Source organism: Aliidiomarina sedimenti (genome assembly GCF_003986955.1).
Lineage (GTDB): Bacteria > Pseudomonadota > Gammaproteobacteria > Enterobacterales > Alteromonadaceae > Aliidiomarina > Aliidiomarina sedimenti.
This window is the reverse complement of sequence record NZ_PIPN01000006.1, coordinates 24,628-39,982: the sequence shown is the minus strand read 5'-3', so window position 1 is coordinate 39,982 and position 15,355 is coordinate 24,628. Positions and strand designations below refer to the sequence as shown.

Annotated in this window: 13 protein-coding genes and 1 tRNA gene; 5 read left to right on the top strand and 9 right to left on the bottom strand. The window is 52.7% G+C overall.

Translation table 11 applies throughout. The features are described from left to right. Window positions 1-81 precede the first annotated feature (81 nt). A complete protein-coding gene (aceA, locus tag CWE12_RS12370; RefSeq protein WP_126790026.1) occupies window positions 82-1,407 on the top strand; it encodes an isocitrate lyase in 1,326 nt (441 codons plus the stop codon). Window positions 1,408-1,473: 66 nt separating this feature from the next. On the opposite strand, the gene CWE12_RS12365 is transcribed toward aceA, so the two are convergent. From CWE12_RS12365 to CWE12_RS12345, 5 genes are all read right to left on the bottom strand, one after another. Beyond that, entirely contained in the window at window positions 1,474-2,610 is a 1,137-nt protein-coding gene (locus CWE12_RS12365; protein WP_126790025.1) for a PAS domain-containing protein, read from the bottom strand. A gap of 275 nt (window positions 2,611-2,885) precedes the next feature. Continuing rightward, window positions 2,886-2,961, bottom strand: a tRNA-Phe gene (locus CWE12_RS12360). Between the two features lie 92 nt (window positions 2,962-3,053). Then, entirely contained in the window at window positions 3,054-4,970 is a 1,917-nt protein-coding gene (gene speA / locus CWE12_RS12355) for a biosynthetic arginine decarboxylase (protein WP_241984206.1), read from the bottom strand. Then, window positions 4,967-5,887 (bottom strand): agmatinase, encoded by a 921-nt coding sequence (gene speB / locus CWE12_RS12350; protein WP_126790024.1) that lies wholly within the window; start codon window positions 5,885-5,887, stop codon window positions 4,967-4,969. The genes speA and speB overlap by 4 nt, the downstream gene beginning before the upstream one ends. 63 nt (window positions 5,888-5,950) lie before the next feature. Then, window positions 5,951-6,964 carry a 6-phosphofructokinase gene (locus tag CWE12_RS12345; RefSeq protein WP_126790023.1) on the bottom strand — a complete coding sequence of 338 codons (1,014 nt, stop codon included), beginning with the start codon at window positions 6,962-6,964 and terminating at the stop codon, window positions 5,951-5,953. Between the two features lie 142 nt (window positions 6,965-7,106). On the opposite strand from CWE12_RS12345, the gene CWE12_RS12340 reads away from it, so the two are divergent. Then, on the top strand, window positions 7,107-8,165 hold the full coding sequence (locus CWE12_RS12340; protein WP_126790022.1) for an Ldh family oxidoreductase: 1,059 nt from the start codon (window positions 7,107-7,109) through the stop codon (window positions 8,163-8,165). On the opposite strand, the gene pdxH is transcribed toward CWE12_RS12340, so the two are convergent. From pdxH to CWE12_RS12320, 4 genes are read right to left on the bottom strand one after another with little or no spacing between them, the layout of a single operon-like run. Beyond that, window positions 8,162-8,803 carry a pyridoxamine 5'-phosphate oxidase gene (gene pdxH, locus CWE12_RS12335; protein WP_126790021.1) on the bottom strand — a complete coding sequence of 214 codons (642 nt, stop codon included), beginning with the start codon at window positions 8,801-8,803 and terminating at the stop codon, window positions 8,162-8,164. The genes CWE12_RS12340 and pdxH overlap by 4 nt on opposite strands. Before the next feature lie 33 nt (window positions 8,804-8,836). Beyond that, complete coding sequence (locus CWE12_RS12330; RefSeq protein ID WP_126790020.1) at window positions 8,837-9,805, bottom strand: DUF3369 domain-containing protein; 969 nt, start codon at window positions 9,803-9,805, stop codon at window positions 8,837-8,839. Between the two features lie 48 nt (window positions 9,806-9,853). Continuing rightward, window positions 9,854-11,542, bottom strand: coding sequence for an amidohydrolase (locus CWE12_RS12325; protein WP_126790019.1), 1,689 nt, complete (start codon window positions 11,540-11,542; stop codon window positions 9,854-9,856). Window positions 11,543-11,562: 20 nt separating this feature from the next. Continuing rightward, window positions 11,563-12,438: a hypothetical protein gene (locus CWE12_RS12320; protein ID WP_126790018.1), complete on the bottom strand. Its 876-nt coding sequence runs from the start codon at window positions 12,436-12,438 to the stop codon at window positions 11,563-11,565. 302 nt (window positions 12,439-12,740) lie between these two features. On the opposite strand from CWE12_RS12320, the gene CWE12_RS12315 reads away from it, so the two are divergent. From CWE12_RS12315 to CWE12_RS12305, 3 genes are read left to right on the top strand one after another with little or no spacing between them, the layout of a single operon-like run. Then, window positions 12,741-13,370: a LuxR C-terminal-related transcriptional regulator gene (locus tag CWE12_RS12315; protein WP_126790017.1), complete on the top strand. Its 630-nt coding sequence runs from the start codon at window positions 12,741-12,743 to the stop codon at window positions 13,368-13,370. Then, entirely contained in the window at window positions 13,370-13,897 is a 528-nt protein-coding gene (locus tag CWE12_RS12310; RefSeq protein ID WP_126790016.1) for a DUF1285 domain-containing protein, read from the top strand. The genes CWE12_RS12315 and CWE12_RS12310 overlap by 1 nt, the downstream gene beginning before the upstream one ends. A 9-nt stretch (window positions 13,898-13,906) precedes the next feature. Then, on the top strand, window positions 13,907-15,349 hold the full coding sequence (locus tag CWE12_RS12305; RefSeq protein ID WP_126790015.1) for a sigma-54 dependent transcriptional regulator: 1,443 nt from the start codon (window positions 13,907-13,909) through the stop codon (window positions 15,347-15,349). The last annotated feature ends 6 nt before the right edge of the window (window positions 15,350-15,355 follow it).

Here is a 15,355-nt window from a genome sequence, read left to right as displayed (position 1 = left end):
CCGTTTCTACTGATAACTACTACCAACTAATAACTTTTAGTATTCGCTGCTCTGGCAGCTAACAACAACAGGACTTTTACTATGGCAACTTCAACTGATTTTCAACAAGCAGTGCGCGAACTGGAACACGAGTGGGCGACAGATCCGCGCTGGGAAGGTGTTGAGCGAACTTACAGTGCAGAGGACGTGGTTCGGCTACGCGGCTCGGTGAAGGTCGAGCATACCCTGGCCAAACGCGGTGCCAATAAACTGTGGCGCCTGGTCAACGGTGAAGCACAGGAGAAGTTCGGCAAAAACTATGTCAACGCACTGGGTGCCTTAACCGGTGGCCAGGCAGTACAGCAGGTCAAAGCAGGCATTCAGGCGATTTACTTATCAGGCTGGCAAGTTGCGGCGGACAACAATACCTCGGGCACTATGTACCCGGATCAGTCGTTGTACCCGGTCGATTCAGTACCGGAAGTGGTACGCCGGATTAATAATTCGTTCAGTCGTGCGGATCAGATCCAATGGTCGAAAGGGGTCCACGCCGAAGAGGACAACTACATCGATTACTTTGCCCCGATTGTGGCCGATGCAGAAGCGGGTTTTGGTGGCGTTCTGAATGCTTACGAGCTGATGCAGGGCATGATCAAAGCTGGCGCGTCCGGTGTTCATTTTGAAGACCAGCTGGCCTCGGTGAAAAAATGCGGCCATATGGGCGGCAAGGTTTTGGTCCCTACTCAGGAAGCGGTGCAGAAGTTAGTCGCGGCGCGTTTAGCAGCTGATGTTGCCGACGTGCCGACCCTGATTCTGGCGCGCACCGATGCCAACGCAGCGGACTTACTTACCAATGACGTTGATCCGAATGATCAGGACTTCATTACCGGTGAGCGCACCGCAGAAGGTTTCTACCGGGTTAAACCTGGCATCGAGCAGGCCATTTCTAGAGGCCTGGCCTATGCCCCGTATGCCGACCTGTTGTGGTGTGAAACTGCCAAACCAGATCTGGATGAGGCGCGTCAGTTTGCCGAAGCCATTCATGCCAAGTACCCGGGTAAACTGCTGGCATACAACTGCTCACCGTCCTTTAACTGGAAGCGCAACCTGGATGACGCCACCATTGCGAAGTTCCAGCGCGAGCTGGCCAGCATGGGCTATCGCTTCCAGTTCATTACTTTAGCGGGTGTGCATAACATGTGGTACAACATGTTCGAGCTGGCTTATGACTATGCGCGCAATGACATGACTGCCTACGTGAAGCTGCAGCAAAACGAGTTCGCGGCGGCCGAGAAAGGCTATACCTTCGTTTCTCACCAGCAGGAAGTAGGGACGGGTTACTTTGATGATCTGACCAATGTCATTCAGGGCGGCACCTCGTCAGTCACCGCCTTAACTGGTTCTACGGAAGAAGAGCAGTTTGGTTAACAAACTGCTTACTAACAGCGGATGTTGAACAGGGCAGGCCAGGATGGCCTGCCTTTTTTATGGTTTTTATAGTTCGCTGCTGACCAGGGCCGAATTATTCTTTAGGTAATCGATATCGATGGTGGCGCCAATCCAGCCAGTCACCTGATTCTGTTCGTTCCGCTCAGGTTTAGCGGTTGCCAGATACCAGGCGTAGCTGCCATCTTCATGGCGCAGGCGGTACTCCATTCGAAAAGGTTGGCCTGAGCGCAAACATTTGTTCCACTGGCTAACAGTGCGACCCTGATCCTGGGGGTGAATATAGTCAATCCATTTATCGACCACCGCGGTGCGGTCTCCCCCCACCGTTGAGGTTAAGGAGTCGTTTGCTTCATAGATTACTCCCTGGGCATTCGCCTGCCAGAGAATAATCGGCGCTTCCTCTGCAATCGTCCTGTAGCGCTCCATTTGCTGGGAAATCTGCATTTCTTTTAAACGCAGATCGGTAACGTCCTGCATAATTCCATGCACATCGCCGTCTTTTTCCTGGTGTGCGAGCAGACGGACAAAGCGTTTACGACTATTGCTATCCAAAAACACAGCTTCTATTTCGCGGTTCTCATAACTTCGTGCGTTGGGCAGGGCCTCTGCTTCTTTCATCGCTTCAAGCATGAGTCGCCCTTCGCCGAAGAAGCGGGCGGCGAACTGGGTACGGGGGATTGACTGATTATCTGCTACCCCGGTTAAACGCGCGATGGCGCCGCTCATCCGCACGCTGTCGGTAGTGCGGTTGTAATTCCACTGACTTACTTTGGCCAACTGGGTGGTGCGCCGTAACTGGCGTTGTTGCTTGTTGAGCTTTGCAAACAGACGGCTTAGCCGGGTCTGATAACGTAGCGCCAGATAGCTGAGGGCGGCCACCACCAGAATACATACCGTGGTTGCCAGGCGATTGGCTACCACATATGTCAGACTGAAACCGGCGGATGGAGAAGGCGCCCACCATAGGCCAACCCAGGTCAGCAAAATAGCGAGGCTGCTGACAAAAGCCAGATGGCGCAGCTGGTTACTGAACGCTGCGAGCAGAACCAGGGGGATATAAAGCAGCCCATGAGCGAACCCCTGCCGGGTTAACGCGTCACTGACAGCAACCAGTGTAAGAAGCACATAAACACTGGGTAAAATATAAGGGGAAAATGAAAATCGGGTGACCAGGCGGTGCATCTTGAGTCCTCTTGGCTACGAACGCCCAACCAGCACCCTACGTTCATCCAATATGTACTGCAAGCAAATTTAGCCGGGGCACAAAAAAAAGCCTGTCCAAATGGACAGGCTTCCTTAAATAGTGGTGCCCGGAGGCGGACAAAACCGCTGGGAGCGGTTTTGAACAACGCGCAGCGTTGGCCCGCAGGGCGAAATGCATGGATGCATTTCGTAATCGAAGATGACGCCGGGGCACATAAAAGAAAACCCACCAAAAGGTGGGTTTCTCATAATAATGGTGCCCGGAGGCGGAATCGAACCACCGACACGAGGATTTTCAATCCTCTGCTCTACCGACTGAGCTATCCGGGCGTGGGTGCAATTAAACGCAAAACGGCGGCGCAAGTCAAACGCTTTTTAAGGCTTTGCGTCTGATTGCTCAGGAAATGCCCGTTTTGCGACTTTTATGTGCGCAGATAGGTGCTCCCATCGAGGCACTTTTCGTAAAAATCGGTCCAGCGCACGCCCTCACGGGGAGCCAGGCCACCCTTACGAATTTGCTGATCAACCGCTTTTTTGACCACTTTTGCCATGTAATCCGTATTATATTGCATGGTTTCCAGCACACGTGCGGCGGAGTTACCCGGCACTATCTCTTCAATATAGAAGTCACCTGGCTCTTCGTCGTGGGCAAAAATATGCACTTCTGTCAGGCGGCCAAAGAGGTTATGCATGTCGCCCATTACGTCCTGATACGCACCAGTCAGGAACATACCAATATGGTAGGGTTCGTCTTTACGCAACGGATGCAACGGAATGTTCTCACTGACCTGAGTGCCTTCGATAAACTTGCTGATTTTACCGTCGCTGTCACAGGTAATGTCGGCGATAGAGGCGCGGACACTGGGTTTCTCATCCAGCCGGGTAATTGGCACTATCGGCAATAACTGGCCAATTGCCCAGGTATCGGCAGCGGATTGAAAAACTGAGAAGTTGCCCAGGTACTGGCTGGCCAGGGTATTTTCCAGTGCTTCAAGTTCCTGAATGACAAAGCTGTCACGGTCCAGTGAATGATGAATATCGGTGAGAATTTGCCAGTACATAACATCGATCTTCGCTATTTCCGGCAGATCAACGACACCGAGCTTGAACGCTTCATAGGCACTTTCTTTAAAACTGGCGGCGTCGTTATAGCGTTCCTGAGGGTGAGTCTTGTCATCACCGATCAGCTCACGCATATTGCTTACCAACACGTGCTCGCCTTCAGTCGGACTGATATCAAACTCAGTGCCGCCGGGCTTTATTTCGCCCACCACATTGGTCACCACCATACTGTGGTAGGCGGTAATAGCACGACCGCTTTCACTGACCAGGTTAGGGTGGGGCACGTCTTCCAGATCACAGATTTGTTTAACCCCATAAACCACGTCAGCAATGTACTCCTCGGTCGAGTAGTTGCGTGAGGAGTCTGTGGTTGAGCTGGTGCCGTCGTAGTCGACGCCGAGGCCTCCGCCGATGTCGAGGTACTCCATCGGCACGCCCATCTGCACCAGTTTCGCGTACAACCGCGCACCTTCGGTGACCGCTTCTTTGATTTTACGGATATCAGAAATTTGGCTACCAATATGGTAATGCAACAGCTTGGCACAGTGCAGCATATCGTGCTTTTTGAGGTAGTCGATGGCGTTGAGGATTTCAGCAATACTCAGGCCAAACTTGGCCCGTTCACCGCTGGAACTGGCCCATTTACCCTGGCTTTTCACCATCATTTTACTGCGCAGGCCTATCATCGGCTCAATATTGAGCTTCTGCGCCAGAGCGACCAGCATTTCCAGCTCAGAGAACTTTTCCACCACCACAATCATTTTCCGCCCAAGACGGCGGCCGAGTAATGCCAGGGTCAGGTAATCTTCGTCTTTATAGCCGTTGAGAACAGTCAGCGCTTCAGGGTTTTCGTTGTAGGCCATCGCCGCCATGAGTTCAGGTTTGGAACCCGCTTCAAGCCCGTAGTTGTAGGGTTCGCCGGCATCAATAATTTCTTCAACCACTTCCCGCATCTGATTAACTTTAACCGGGTAGACACCGACATATTTACCCTGATAGCTGGCCTGCTGGATGGTGTCGCGGAAGGTTTCGTTGAGTATTTCCACCTGTGAGCGGAGGACATCATGGAAGCGGATAACGGCAGGGAACTGAATGCCTTCGGCGACCATTTCGTCGATCACCTCTTTAAGATCAATTTTCACATCAGGCCGACGATGGTTGGCGCTGACATGAATGTTGCCGTTGTCCCCGATCGAAAAATAGCCGGAGCTCCAGCGGTTAACACCATACAGTTCTTCAGCCTGCTCGATGCTCCATTCATTCAGGTCAGTGGTCATGGACGGCGTCCTTTTTCTAAGGTTATTAACAGCTCGCGCACTATTTTAGCGGCGAAAACATCGGAGTTTCCGGTAGGGTCAATTTGCGGTGACAGCTCGACTACATCGCAGCCGACCAGATTGCGCTCACCTAATAGCTTGACCAGACTGACAAACGAATGAAAGTCTTCGCCACCAGGTTCGGGCGTACCTGTCCCTGGCAAAAATGAAGGGTCAAAGTAATCCAGATCCAGGGTTAAATAAATCGGTCGCTCCGGCGGAATCGCCGCCACGCTGTTGAGGAAGTCCTGGCGCGATGTCCGCACGGTTTTGTGCTCGTGCATGTAACGATACTCGTCACGGGTGCCTGAGCGGATGCCGTACTGGATTAACTGATGACCGGGGCCAAAATGGTCGAGTACGCGGCGGATAATCGAGGCGTGGGAATAATGGTAGCCTTCAAAGCCATCGCGCAAATCGGCGTGTGCATCCAGATGGAGCAGAACCAGATCGTCATACTGCTGCAGGTAGCGGACTATAGGTGCGTACGAAATAGAATGCTCACCGCCGAGGGTCATAATACGCACATCGTCAGCGGCCAGATTTACCCCGTTAAAGATACGGTTAAAGTCATCCGTGGCGTGCTGCCATTGCGCCTCAACGTCCGCTTTTTCGCCCAGCTCCAGGTTACCTAAGTCATAGAACACAAAATCGTCCAGATCAGAATCCTGATAGGGTGAGTACGACTCGATGTCTTCGGAGATAGAGCGCAACCCGTCTGGTCCATGACGGGTGCCTTTACGAAAACAGGCGGTGCCGTCGAAGCCAAAGCCGATAATATGGGTATGGCCCGGAAACACCTGTTTGGCGATGTCAGCGCCAAAATAGGCGCGAACCGGTTCACTTAGACTGACGTTAAAGTCGATAGGTTGTGACAATGCGTATTACCTTTTGGTTAGCTTCTGGTTAAGCATTCCATTGAACATCAAAATGGGGCGCAATTATGCGGATTCTTTCACCACATTTGAAGCAAAATTTAGCTGTTGCAAGCCAAGTTGCAAGTCGACCAGGCGAGAGTCCAGTTGTTTATCGCGCTCAAAGGTCAAATGCAGTGGTACCCGTACTACGTGTCCCTGCTCGACACCGATCATGTGACCGCTTATTCCGTCCAGCACAGCGTGCACCGCGGCCTGACCTAATTGCATCGACAGAATGCGGTCAGCCGCGTTAGGACGGCCGCCACGCTGTATATGGCCAAGCGGCGCGGAATGGCAGGTGGTGCCGGTTGCCTGAGTTAACTGGCGGGCTAATTCTTCAACCCCGCCAGGCCATAGATTTTCCGAAACAACGATCAGATAACTGCTGTCAGGAAACGCCTGCCGTGCGCGCCTGATGCTATCTGCCAGGTCGGCCAGTTTAGGTTGAGGTTCCAGTTCAGGTACAAGCATCGCTTCGGCGGAGCCTGCAATCGCTGCGTGCAAACCGATAAACCCGGCATGGCGGCCCATGACTTCAATCAGAAACACTCGTGCCATGGCTTCGGCGGTCTCACGAATGCGGTCAATGGCTTCCATCGCCGTGTCTACGGCGGTGGTGAAGCCAATGGTGGTGTCGGTACCGGCTAAGTCATTGTCGATGGTGCCTGGCAGGCCAAGGACCTGGCCATCCCAGTACTGATCAAGGTGATGGGCGCCACGAAAGGAACCATCGCCGCCAATCACCACCAGTGCACTAATGTCGTGCTGGTCGAGGACGGCAGCAGCCTGGCGCGCGGCATCGACTTCCTTGAACTGGGGATAGCGAGAGCTGAGTAAAATAGTGCCACCGCGCTGACTGACCAGACGCATGTCATTTGGATGCAAGGGCTGATTCAGATCCTCGACAATGCCGCGAAACCCATGCCGAAAACCAATCACTTCAATATCATGCTGGCTGGCGGTAAGTACAATAGCCCGAATACAGGCATTCATGCCGGGGGCATCACCTCCACTGGTGATGACTGCAATTCTCTTCATGGACGGTCCTTTTACTGACTTTTCCAGGATACACGTAGACCCACCAGCTTAACCAATGGAGTGCGGCTGACCAAGCGCCAATTTAAGGTTACACTGCTTTTTCAGTCAAGTTTCGCTCAATTACCGCAAAAGAGAATGACCTATGCCCCGTTTTGACGCCCAACATTTGCTTCATTTTGGCCAGTCGGTATTAACCGCCGCTGGTGCCAGCCCGGATATTGCTGCTGATACCGCCAAGTACCTGCTCGAAGGCGACCTGCTTGGCTATTCCACCCATGGCTACAAACGCCTTTATTTCAACGCCAAACTATTGGCTGAGGGGCAGGCCAGGGGCGAGGGCGATATCAGCGTACTGAAACAGCGGGCAGCGGTAGCAAGCTGGGATGCCAACTTTTTGCCAGGACCCTTCGTTGCCGCCAAAGCTGTACGCCAGGCATGTGACATGGCGCGTGATGCAGGGACTGCAACTATAGTTGTTCGCCGGGCCCAGCACGTTGCCAGCCTGGCTGCTTACTTGCAACTGGCGACTGAGCAGGGGTTATTAATTAGTTTGCTCTGTTCAACCCCAGCGCAGGCGAGCGTCGCGCCCTTTGGAGGTAAAGCGCCGGTGTTTTCGCCGAATCCGTTTGCGATTGGGGTGCCAACATCAGACAAACCTTTGCTACTTGATATGAGCTTCTCAATGACTGCGGCGGGTAAAATTCGTCAGTACTGGGAGCGTCAGCAGCCGTTACCCTGGCAGGCGATTGTACGTGCGGACGGCCAACTGTCTTCCGACCCTGCTGATTATATCGAGGGGGAGGGCGCGGCCATACTTCCTCTGGGTGGGACTGACCTTGGTTACAAAGGCTATGGCTTGTGTCTGATGAGTGAAATCTGGACCATGTCGCTTAGTAATTATGGTCGTTTAGACGGCGCCAGTGACGGCGAAAGTAACGCCCTTTTCGTTCAGGTTCTGGACCCGTCCGCTTTTGGTGAAACAGCCGATTTCCTGCGTGTGACCGATGACCTGGTTGCGCGCTGTAAGGCGTGTCCGCCACTCGATTCTGATTCTCCGGTGCGCATCCCCGGGGAGCGGGCCCTGGCTAACCGCGCCTGCCAGTTGCAACAGGGTGTCGAGTTAGATGACGCCACCTGGGGACGTCTTCAGCGCGCCGCGCAGCGATTTTCTGTTACCCCGCCGACACCGAAGGACGATTAAGGCTGCAACCGTTGCAGTGTCCAGCCGTCTTGCTGTCGTTGGTAGCTAAAACGATCGTGCAAGCGAGAGGCCCGGCCCTGCCAGAATTCAATGTAGCTGGGTTTAATGCGGATGCCGCCCCAGAAGGGCGGTAACGGAATTTCGTCGTGGCTGGCAAACTCATCTTCGCGTGCTTTGTATTGTGCATCCAGGTGGGCACGGTCACTGATTGTCTGGCTTTGTTGCGATGCCCAGGCTGCAATTTGGCTGGCGCGGGGGCGGCTGTGAAAGTAGGCAGCATTTTCTGCGTCAGATAAAAACTCAACCTGTCCCTCGATGCTAATTTGTTGCTCGAGCGGCAACCAGGCGAAATGCGCTGAGCATTGCTGGTTTTCGCTGAGTTGGCGTGCCTTTCTGCTTTGCAGGTTGGTGTAGAACACGAATCCCCGCTGGTCATATTCTTTGAGGAGAACCACCCGCTGACTGACGCGGCCGTCTGCACCACTGGTTGCCACAACCATAGCGGTCGGATCAGTGCTTAGCTCAGCCAGCTTAGCGACATCAAACCAACGCTCAAACTGCAGTAAAGGGTCTTCAGCGAGGTCTTTGCGCTGCAGCTGCTGGCGCTGATAATCGCGGCGAATGTCATCCAGTTTCATGGTTGTGATGCTCCTGACAAAAGGGAAGCGGCGCTAGCCGTCCAGATTGTGATCTTTGGCATGCTCGAAGGCAATTGCAGTATTATTCATAAATAATTCCAGCAGATGTTGATCATGCTCACTGAGTTCATCATTCGGTGCATCATCTTTGACTATCCCTTCGATAAAAAGCAGGTAAGAGCGACCGTTGCTGGTTTTATACAGACCATAGTAGTCATGCTGATGAATAACGAAAGAGACCGGTTCAGGACGTTGCACCAGGGCTTCTATTACCGAGTGTTCGACCTGCTGCTGCAGGCGTGACCCTTCGTCGCCGGCATAATGGCCAGTGGCAGCGAGGACTTCGAAGCCGTTTGATCTGCTTTTCGCTGTCAGGCCGTCCACGCTGCAGTAAGCGGCAGTATCGGCGTGGGTTACCAGCGTTACCAGTTGCGCCAGAATACCGCGGCTTAGTTCACGTACGGAGGAGGCGCTGAACAGCTCTGCTGAGGCTTTAATGATCTGCTCAAGGGACTGTCGGTTACGTTCAATGCGCAAGAGCTCGCGGTATGCACGTAAACTGCAGTACATCAAAGTGACCAGTTTACGGTAGGTGAGCTCGGTTTTTTCTTTGTAGTCGTCAATCTCGTAACGTGCGATGATTTCTTCTTCCGGCGCTTGCCCGGGTTGGCCGGTACGCAGCACAATGCGTATCAGGCGGTTTTTGAGGGTTTCACGGATCCAGCGCGCGACATCAAGACCAGCGTGGTCAGTTTCCATGACTACATCAAGCAGGACTAAGGCAATCTGCTCCTGCTCCTGCAATACCTGTTGTGCTTCCTGGCCGGAGTAAGCAGAAATAAACTCAAGACCACGGCCATTCAGCTGAAAATCACTTAATGCCATGCGGGTGATGACATGAATTTCATCATCGTCGTCGACAATTAATATTTTATACGGTGATTTACGCGGTGCTGCCGCGGAAGCGTTGTTTTCGTCAGCAAATAAAAAGGTATCAGTCATGGTCTGCATACTCAAAAAAGGCGTCTGGCAACAGACGCCTTTGCTGGTTTAGCGGGTGGTATGAAATACACGTTCACCACCGACATAGGTAGAGAGGACCTGAACTTTCCATAAGTCCTTATTACTGGTGCGGAACGGGTCACGGTCGACGACAATGAAGTCGGCATACTTGCCGACCTGCAACGACCCTGAGTACTCGTCAGCAAAGCCCGCCCAGGCACCGTCAATAGTAAAGCTACGCATGGTTTCCAGTAACGACAGCGCCTGCTCTGGATGCCAGCCTTCAACTGGCTGGTTATGACGATCCTGGCGGGTCACCGCCGCATGAATACCATAGAAGGGGTTCGCCAGTTCAACCGGAAAATCTGAGCCGCCAGCGATAATCGACCCGTTATCGATAAAGCGACGCCACGCATACGCTCCGGCAATTCGTTGCTCACCGATGCGATTCTCGGCCATATTCATGTCGCTGGTCGCATGGGTCGGTTGCATCGACGGAATAATACCCAGTTCACTAAAGCGGGGAATGTCCTCAAGCTGAACAATTTGTGCATGCTCAATACGGTGGCGATAGGCGGCAAGGCTGCCGCTCTCTTCCTCGTCCGCAAGGCGGGCAAATTCATCCAGCGCCAGACGGTTGGAATAGTCACCTATCGCATGGTAGCTGATCTGAAAACCAGCCTCATGCGCCTGCTCAAATAAACTCCGCACACGCTCTTCCGGGGTGATTAGCAACCCGTAGTTGTCGGGATCGTCGGAGTAAGGTTCGATTAAGCGCGCGCCGCGACTGCCAAGTGCACCGTCACCGTACATTTTTACGTTGCCGATGCGCAGACGGTGGTTGTCACTAAGGTAGATACCTTCGTCCAGAATTGCATACAGGTCCGGATCGGTGGCTGCAACCATGGCGTTTATCCGCAGTTTCAGCTCATCGTTTTCATTCATCGCTTTGAAGTCATCCAGCCCCTGGCGGCTGACTCCGGCGTCGAGAACCTGAGTAAGACCCAGTTCCAGTAAATGCTCCTGTGCAACTTTAAGCGCGCCCAGTCGCGTTTCCTCGGTGACTTCCGGAATGGTGTCGCCAACCAGTGCCATCGCGGTATCAATTAAAATACCGGTAGGGTTACCTTCCTCGTCGCGAATAATCTGGCCACCATCGGGATCCGGTGTATCGGCGTCGATTCCGGCCATTTCCAGCGCCATTGTATTAACCCAGGCGGCATGGGCATCTACGCGGGTCAGATACACAGGTCGGTCATTGATCAGTTCGTCAAGGTCTTGACGTGTTGGGTAATCAGTCACCGGCCAGAGTTCCTGGTTCCAACCGCGTCCGACCACCCAGTCCAGTTCCAGATTCGCATCCGCGTAGTTGGCAACTTTGGCCACCGTGGCGGTGCGGTTATTGATGCCGCGTAAGTCCACCTGAATAAGGTTTTCGCCAAGGATCTGAACATGTCCGTGCGAGTCAATCAGACCTGGCAACAGAGTTCTGCCGGCAAGGTTATGTGCTCGCGCATCAGGGAACTGCTCGCGCAATTCATCACCGCCAATAGCGGCGACCCGGCCGTCTTCAACCACCATGTGGGTGAAGCTTTGTAAATTCGTTTCCGGGCCCATTTCACCGGTGAAGGTATAACCGGTAAAATTATGGTAAAGCTGGCTTTCAGCGATGCTTAAAGGCGTATATAACGCCACCAGGAGCCCGAGCAGGGCTGTGCAATGTCGAAGTTTCATCATTAGTTTCAATATTTTGAGCCTCAGAGTGGAGAGACTATATCCTTTTTTTGCCAAACTTGCAGGTATCCGGCTGAGGTAACCCCGTACACTTTAGTGTCCGTTACATGCAGCGCAATAACCTGCCCAGTCTGTCGACCAAGACGTTGCGGGCGCGGATAACAGTGAGCGCTCGTTGTTCGTTGTAGCCTGTGCAGATACATACAATTACCGCTGCTGCCAAGCCATAGCCGTTGCCCTTCAGTCATCAGGCTGGCAACCTGACCATCGACAGCTGGATCGGCGCGGTGGTTAATTTTACCGCTATTTCTATCGATCTGTACAATTTGCTGACCACTGCCCGTGGCAAAACGGTCGCCCGGCGGTTGAGTCACCACCACGACCTGCTCCGGGGACGAGGCAATCGACTGGACGACGTGCATATTGGCGAACTGAATGGTCCACAGTGGGTCGCGGTCTGCTCCCTGCAAATAGCTTAATCTGCCACTTTCATCCGCAACCAGCAGTCCGCCGTCGTTATCGAAGTGCAACTGACTAATCCGTCCGGCAACCTCAATCGTTGTACGATGTATCGGATGGCCAGCATCATTGAAGTGCAGCCATTCCAGGACCGGCGCGTCGAAGGCCAGAGCAAGCTGGTGCTGATGAGCGTCAATCAATCGCATCCGCTGCGAACTGACCCAGGGACCGGCCAGTTTCGCCTGCTGGTAATCCCAGCTATAGACATGCTTATCATCTGTTATAGCCAACTGCCCCGCCGTGAGCCAGGTCAGATTCCAGCTACCCTCCGTTGGAGGGAGTTCAAGCAAGGCCTCTAATTCGCCGTTTTTATTGTACACCGCCACTTGCTCTAACGTCGCCACTGCAAGCGTCCCCATTGGGCTGAAGCGGGCATTCATTAAGCTCGAAGGCGATAGCTGATGGCTACGCTGTAACGCATCTGGGGGAGTGCAGGCGGTCAGTAAAAAGACGCTGAGCAGGAAAGTTGCAGCGAAAGCCCTTAACATTGGTATAGGATATTTGTTAAAGTAATAAAAATTAGCATGACCTAATCACTATGCGGAAAGTTAAACAGATAGGTTTTTACGTTATCTGTTGAGTTTGACGCGCTGGGCAGGATGCCCTAGTGGTTACAACATGTACGCTGTGACCTCTGCCAATTGCAGATAACATCAAATAACAATAGCGAAGCTTGGTTACAATGAAAATACTTATTCTAGATCCACAGTTTTTGACGCGTTCAGGGTTGATCCATCTGCTAACCAGTTATAGCGAGAAAGTCTCTATTTACGAAGCGGATAGCTTTGCTGTTGCGCAAAACTACCTCGCCAGCGGCGAAAGCTATGACATGATTTTTGCTGAGCTGGATTTGCCTGACCTTGATCACCGGGATGTTACCCAGAAGTTGTATAGTCTGGCGCCCCAGAGTCACATTGTGCTGTTTACCTGGCGACAGCACAATGCGGATATCCGTCATGCATTGGTTCAGGGGGCACGCAGTTATTTGTGCAAGGGCTCGGTAGCCGAGCAAATGAAACTGGCGATTCACGGCTTACTGCAAGGGCGGGAGTACTTACCAGCAGAAACCAGCAACACGAGCTCCGGGCATGGTGCGCGCAACGACATTGAGCGCCATTTATCACCCCGTCAGCAAGAAATCATGCAGTTGCTGGCACAGGGACTGTCGAACAAGGAAATCGCTAATATTCTGGGCATCACCGAGGGCACCATTCGGGTGCATTTATCGGCCATCTTTAAAGCGATTAAGGTTTCGAACCGTACCGAAGCAACCCTTTGGTACTTATTGCGGCAAAACAAGCTCAGTGCGTAATGGTCGATCTTAAAACCCTGCAGGGGTCGCTCAGCGATTACCAACGACCACCACTGGAAAAGTGGAATCCTCCCTTCTGTGGCGACATCGACATCTGTATTAAGCAGGATGGTCGCTGGTTTTATCAGGGCAGCGAAATCACCAGAACGGCCCTGGTCCGGCTTTTTGCCAGTGTGTTATGGAAAGAAAACGACGACTACTACCTTAAAACTCCAGCCGAAAAAGTGCGCATTGAAGTCGAGGACTTACCTTTTGTGGTGGTTGACTGGCAGGCGGGCGACACTCCGCAATCGGTTATCGAAGTAAGCACTAACACTGGGGAACGATACCAGCTTAGCGAGTCACATCCCCTAATTCTGCATAATAAACAACCGGCTATTCAAATTCGTGACGGTTTTTTGGCGCGCGTCCACAGAAACGTGTATTATCAGTGGGCTGAATTGGTGACTCCGGCACAAAAAGGGGAAGCCGACGGTTTTTATCTGCAGAGTGGAAGCTGCAGATTTTACTTTGGACCAGCGTCATAAGGCTAGTGGATGCAACATAACAAAACCATTTATTTAATCGATGAGTCGGACGAACGCTGTCAACGCCTGGCATCATTGTTCGAATTTATTGGTGAACGTCCGCGATTACTGGCTGCCAGTCAGTTAGAAAAGCAAGTTAAAGAAAATGGTTTTCCGTTCTGCATGGTCGTAGGGGCCGTGCCCGATGCCTCCGCATTGGCCAAAAAGTTACCGCGCGTTCCTGTGTTGGTCACTGAAGAAAGAGCCGGCGCAACCTTGTCGTCTGCCAATGTGGTTGGACAGATTAGTAGTTGCGTGAATTATTCCGAGCTAACCCAGTTACTCCATTATTGCCATGAATACCACCGGCAACGGCCAACTCCCGCTAATAGTATGCTGGGTGAAGGGCATCATCTCGAATTAATGCGTGCATTGGTTGGCCAGAGTCAGGGCATTGAAGAGGTCCGTACCCTGATTACTCAGGTTGCCACGACCCAGGCGAATGTACTTATTCTGGGCGAGTCAGGCACAGGTAAAGAAGTCACCGCACGCAGTATCCATGAACTGTCCTCGCGCCATGAAGGCCCTTTTGTTCCGGTTAACTGCGGTGCTATTCCAGGCGATTTGCTGGAAAGTGAATTATTTGGGCACGAGAAAGGCGCTTTCACCGGTGCTATCAGTACCCGTAAAGGGCGCTTTGAAATGGCCCAGGGCGGCACGCTGTTTCTGGATGAAATCGGCGACATGCCAATGCCGATGCAGGTAAAACTGCTGCGGGTATTACAGGAACGGGTGTTTGAACGGGTCGGCGGCTCACGTCCAATTGAGGCGGATGTCCGTATTATTGCTGCCACCCACCGCAAACTGGATAACATGATCAAGCATGGCCAGTTCCGCGAAGATCTTTATTATCGGCTCAATGTATTCCCGGTTGAAATGCCCTCGCTACGCGACCGTCAGGAAGATATCCCGCTATTAGTCACTGAGCTGCTGCGGCGGCTGCACACCAATCAGGGCTTAACGCTGAAGTTCACTGACCATGCCACGGCCTCGTTGTGTCAGCATCACTGGCCCGGTAACGTACGGGAACTGGCTAATTTAATTGAACGTATGAGCATTACTCATCCGGACGGAGTGGTCGATGTGCATGATCTGCCGGTGAAATACCGGCATGTTGATGCGCCACAGTTTGTTGCCGAATATGTCGACGGGCTCGATGAACGGGATGCTTTGAATGCGCTCTTTAGTGACGACAGCATGAGCGAAGGCCTGTCCGCGCAAGACGGACGAACCGAATTACCTGCCGAGGGTGTTGACCTTAAGGCGCTTCTGGGTGAGCTTGAAGTTGATTTAATCGAGCAGGCCCTGGACCAAACGGAATGGGTTGTGGCGCGAGCCGCAGAGCTTTTGAAAATGCGTCGAACCACGCTGGTAGAAAAAATGCGTAAGTACAGCCTGAAACGGGATGAGTAGAAGGCT

What these genes read in the sequence shown, in the direction of transcription:
- aceA (WP_126790026.1), top strand. Translation starts at nt 82, where the DNA reads ATGGCAACTTCAACTGATTTTCAACAAGCAGTGCGCGAACTGGAACAC.
- CWE12_RS12365 (WP_126790025.1), bottom strand. Translation starts at nt 2,610, where the DNA reads ATGCACCGCCTGGTCACCCGATTTTCATTTTCCCCTTATATTTTACCC.
- speA (WP_241984206.1), bottom strand. Translation starts at nt 4,970, where the DNA reads ATGACCACTGACCTGAATGAATGGAGCATCGAGCAGGCTGAAGAACTG.
- CWE12_RS12345 (WP_126790023.1), bottom strand. Translation starts at nt 6,964, where the DNA reads ATGAAGAGAATTGCAGTCATCACCAGTGGAGGTGATGCCCCCGGCATG.
- CWE12_RS12340 (WP_126790022.1), top strand. Translation starts at nt 7,107, where the DNA reads ATGCCCCGTTTTGACGCCCAACATTTGCTTCATTTTGGCCAGTCGGTA.
- pdxH (WP_126790021.1), bottom strand. Translation starts at nt 8,803, where the DNA reads ATGAAACTGGATGACATTCGCCGCGATTATCAGCGCCAGCAGCTGCAG.
- CWE12_RS12330 (WP_126790020.1), bottom strand. Translation starts at nt 9,805, where the DNA reads ATGACTGATACCTTTTTATTTGCTGACGAAAACAACGCTTCCGCGGCA.
- CWE12_RS12325 (WP_126790019.1), bottom strand. Translation starts at nt 11,542, where the DNA reads ATGATGAAACTTCGACATTGCACAGCCCTGCTCGGGCTCCTGGTGGCG.
- CWE12_RS12320 (WP_126790018.1), bottom strand. Translation starts at nt 12,438, where the DNA reads ATGAATGCCCGCTTCAGCCCAATGGGGACGCTTGCAGTGGCGACGTTA.
- CWE12_RS12315 (WP_126790017.1), top strand. Translation starts at nt 12,741, where the DNA reads ATGAAAATACTTATTCTAGATCCACAGTTTTTGACGCGTTCAGGGTTG.
- CWE12_RS12310 (WP_126790016.1), top strand. Translation starts at nt 13,370, where the DNA reads ATGGTCGATCTTAAAACCCTGCAGGGGTCGCTCAGCGATTACCAACGA.
- CWE12_RS12305 (WP_126790015.1), top strand. Translation starts at nt 13,907, where the DNA reads ATGCAACATAACAAAACCATTTATTTAATCGATGAGTCGGACGAACGC.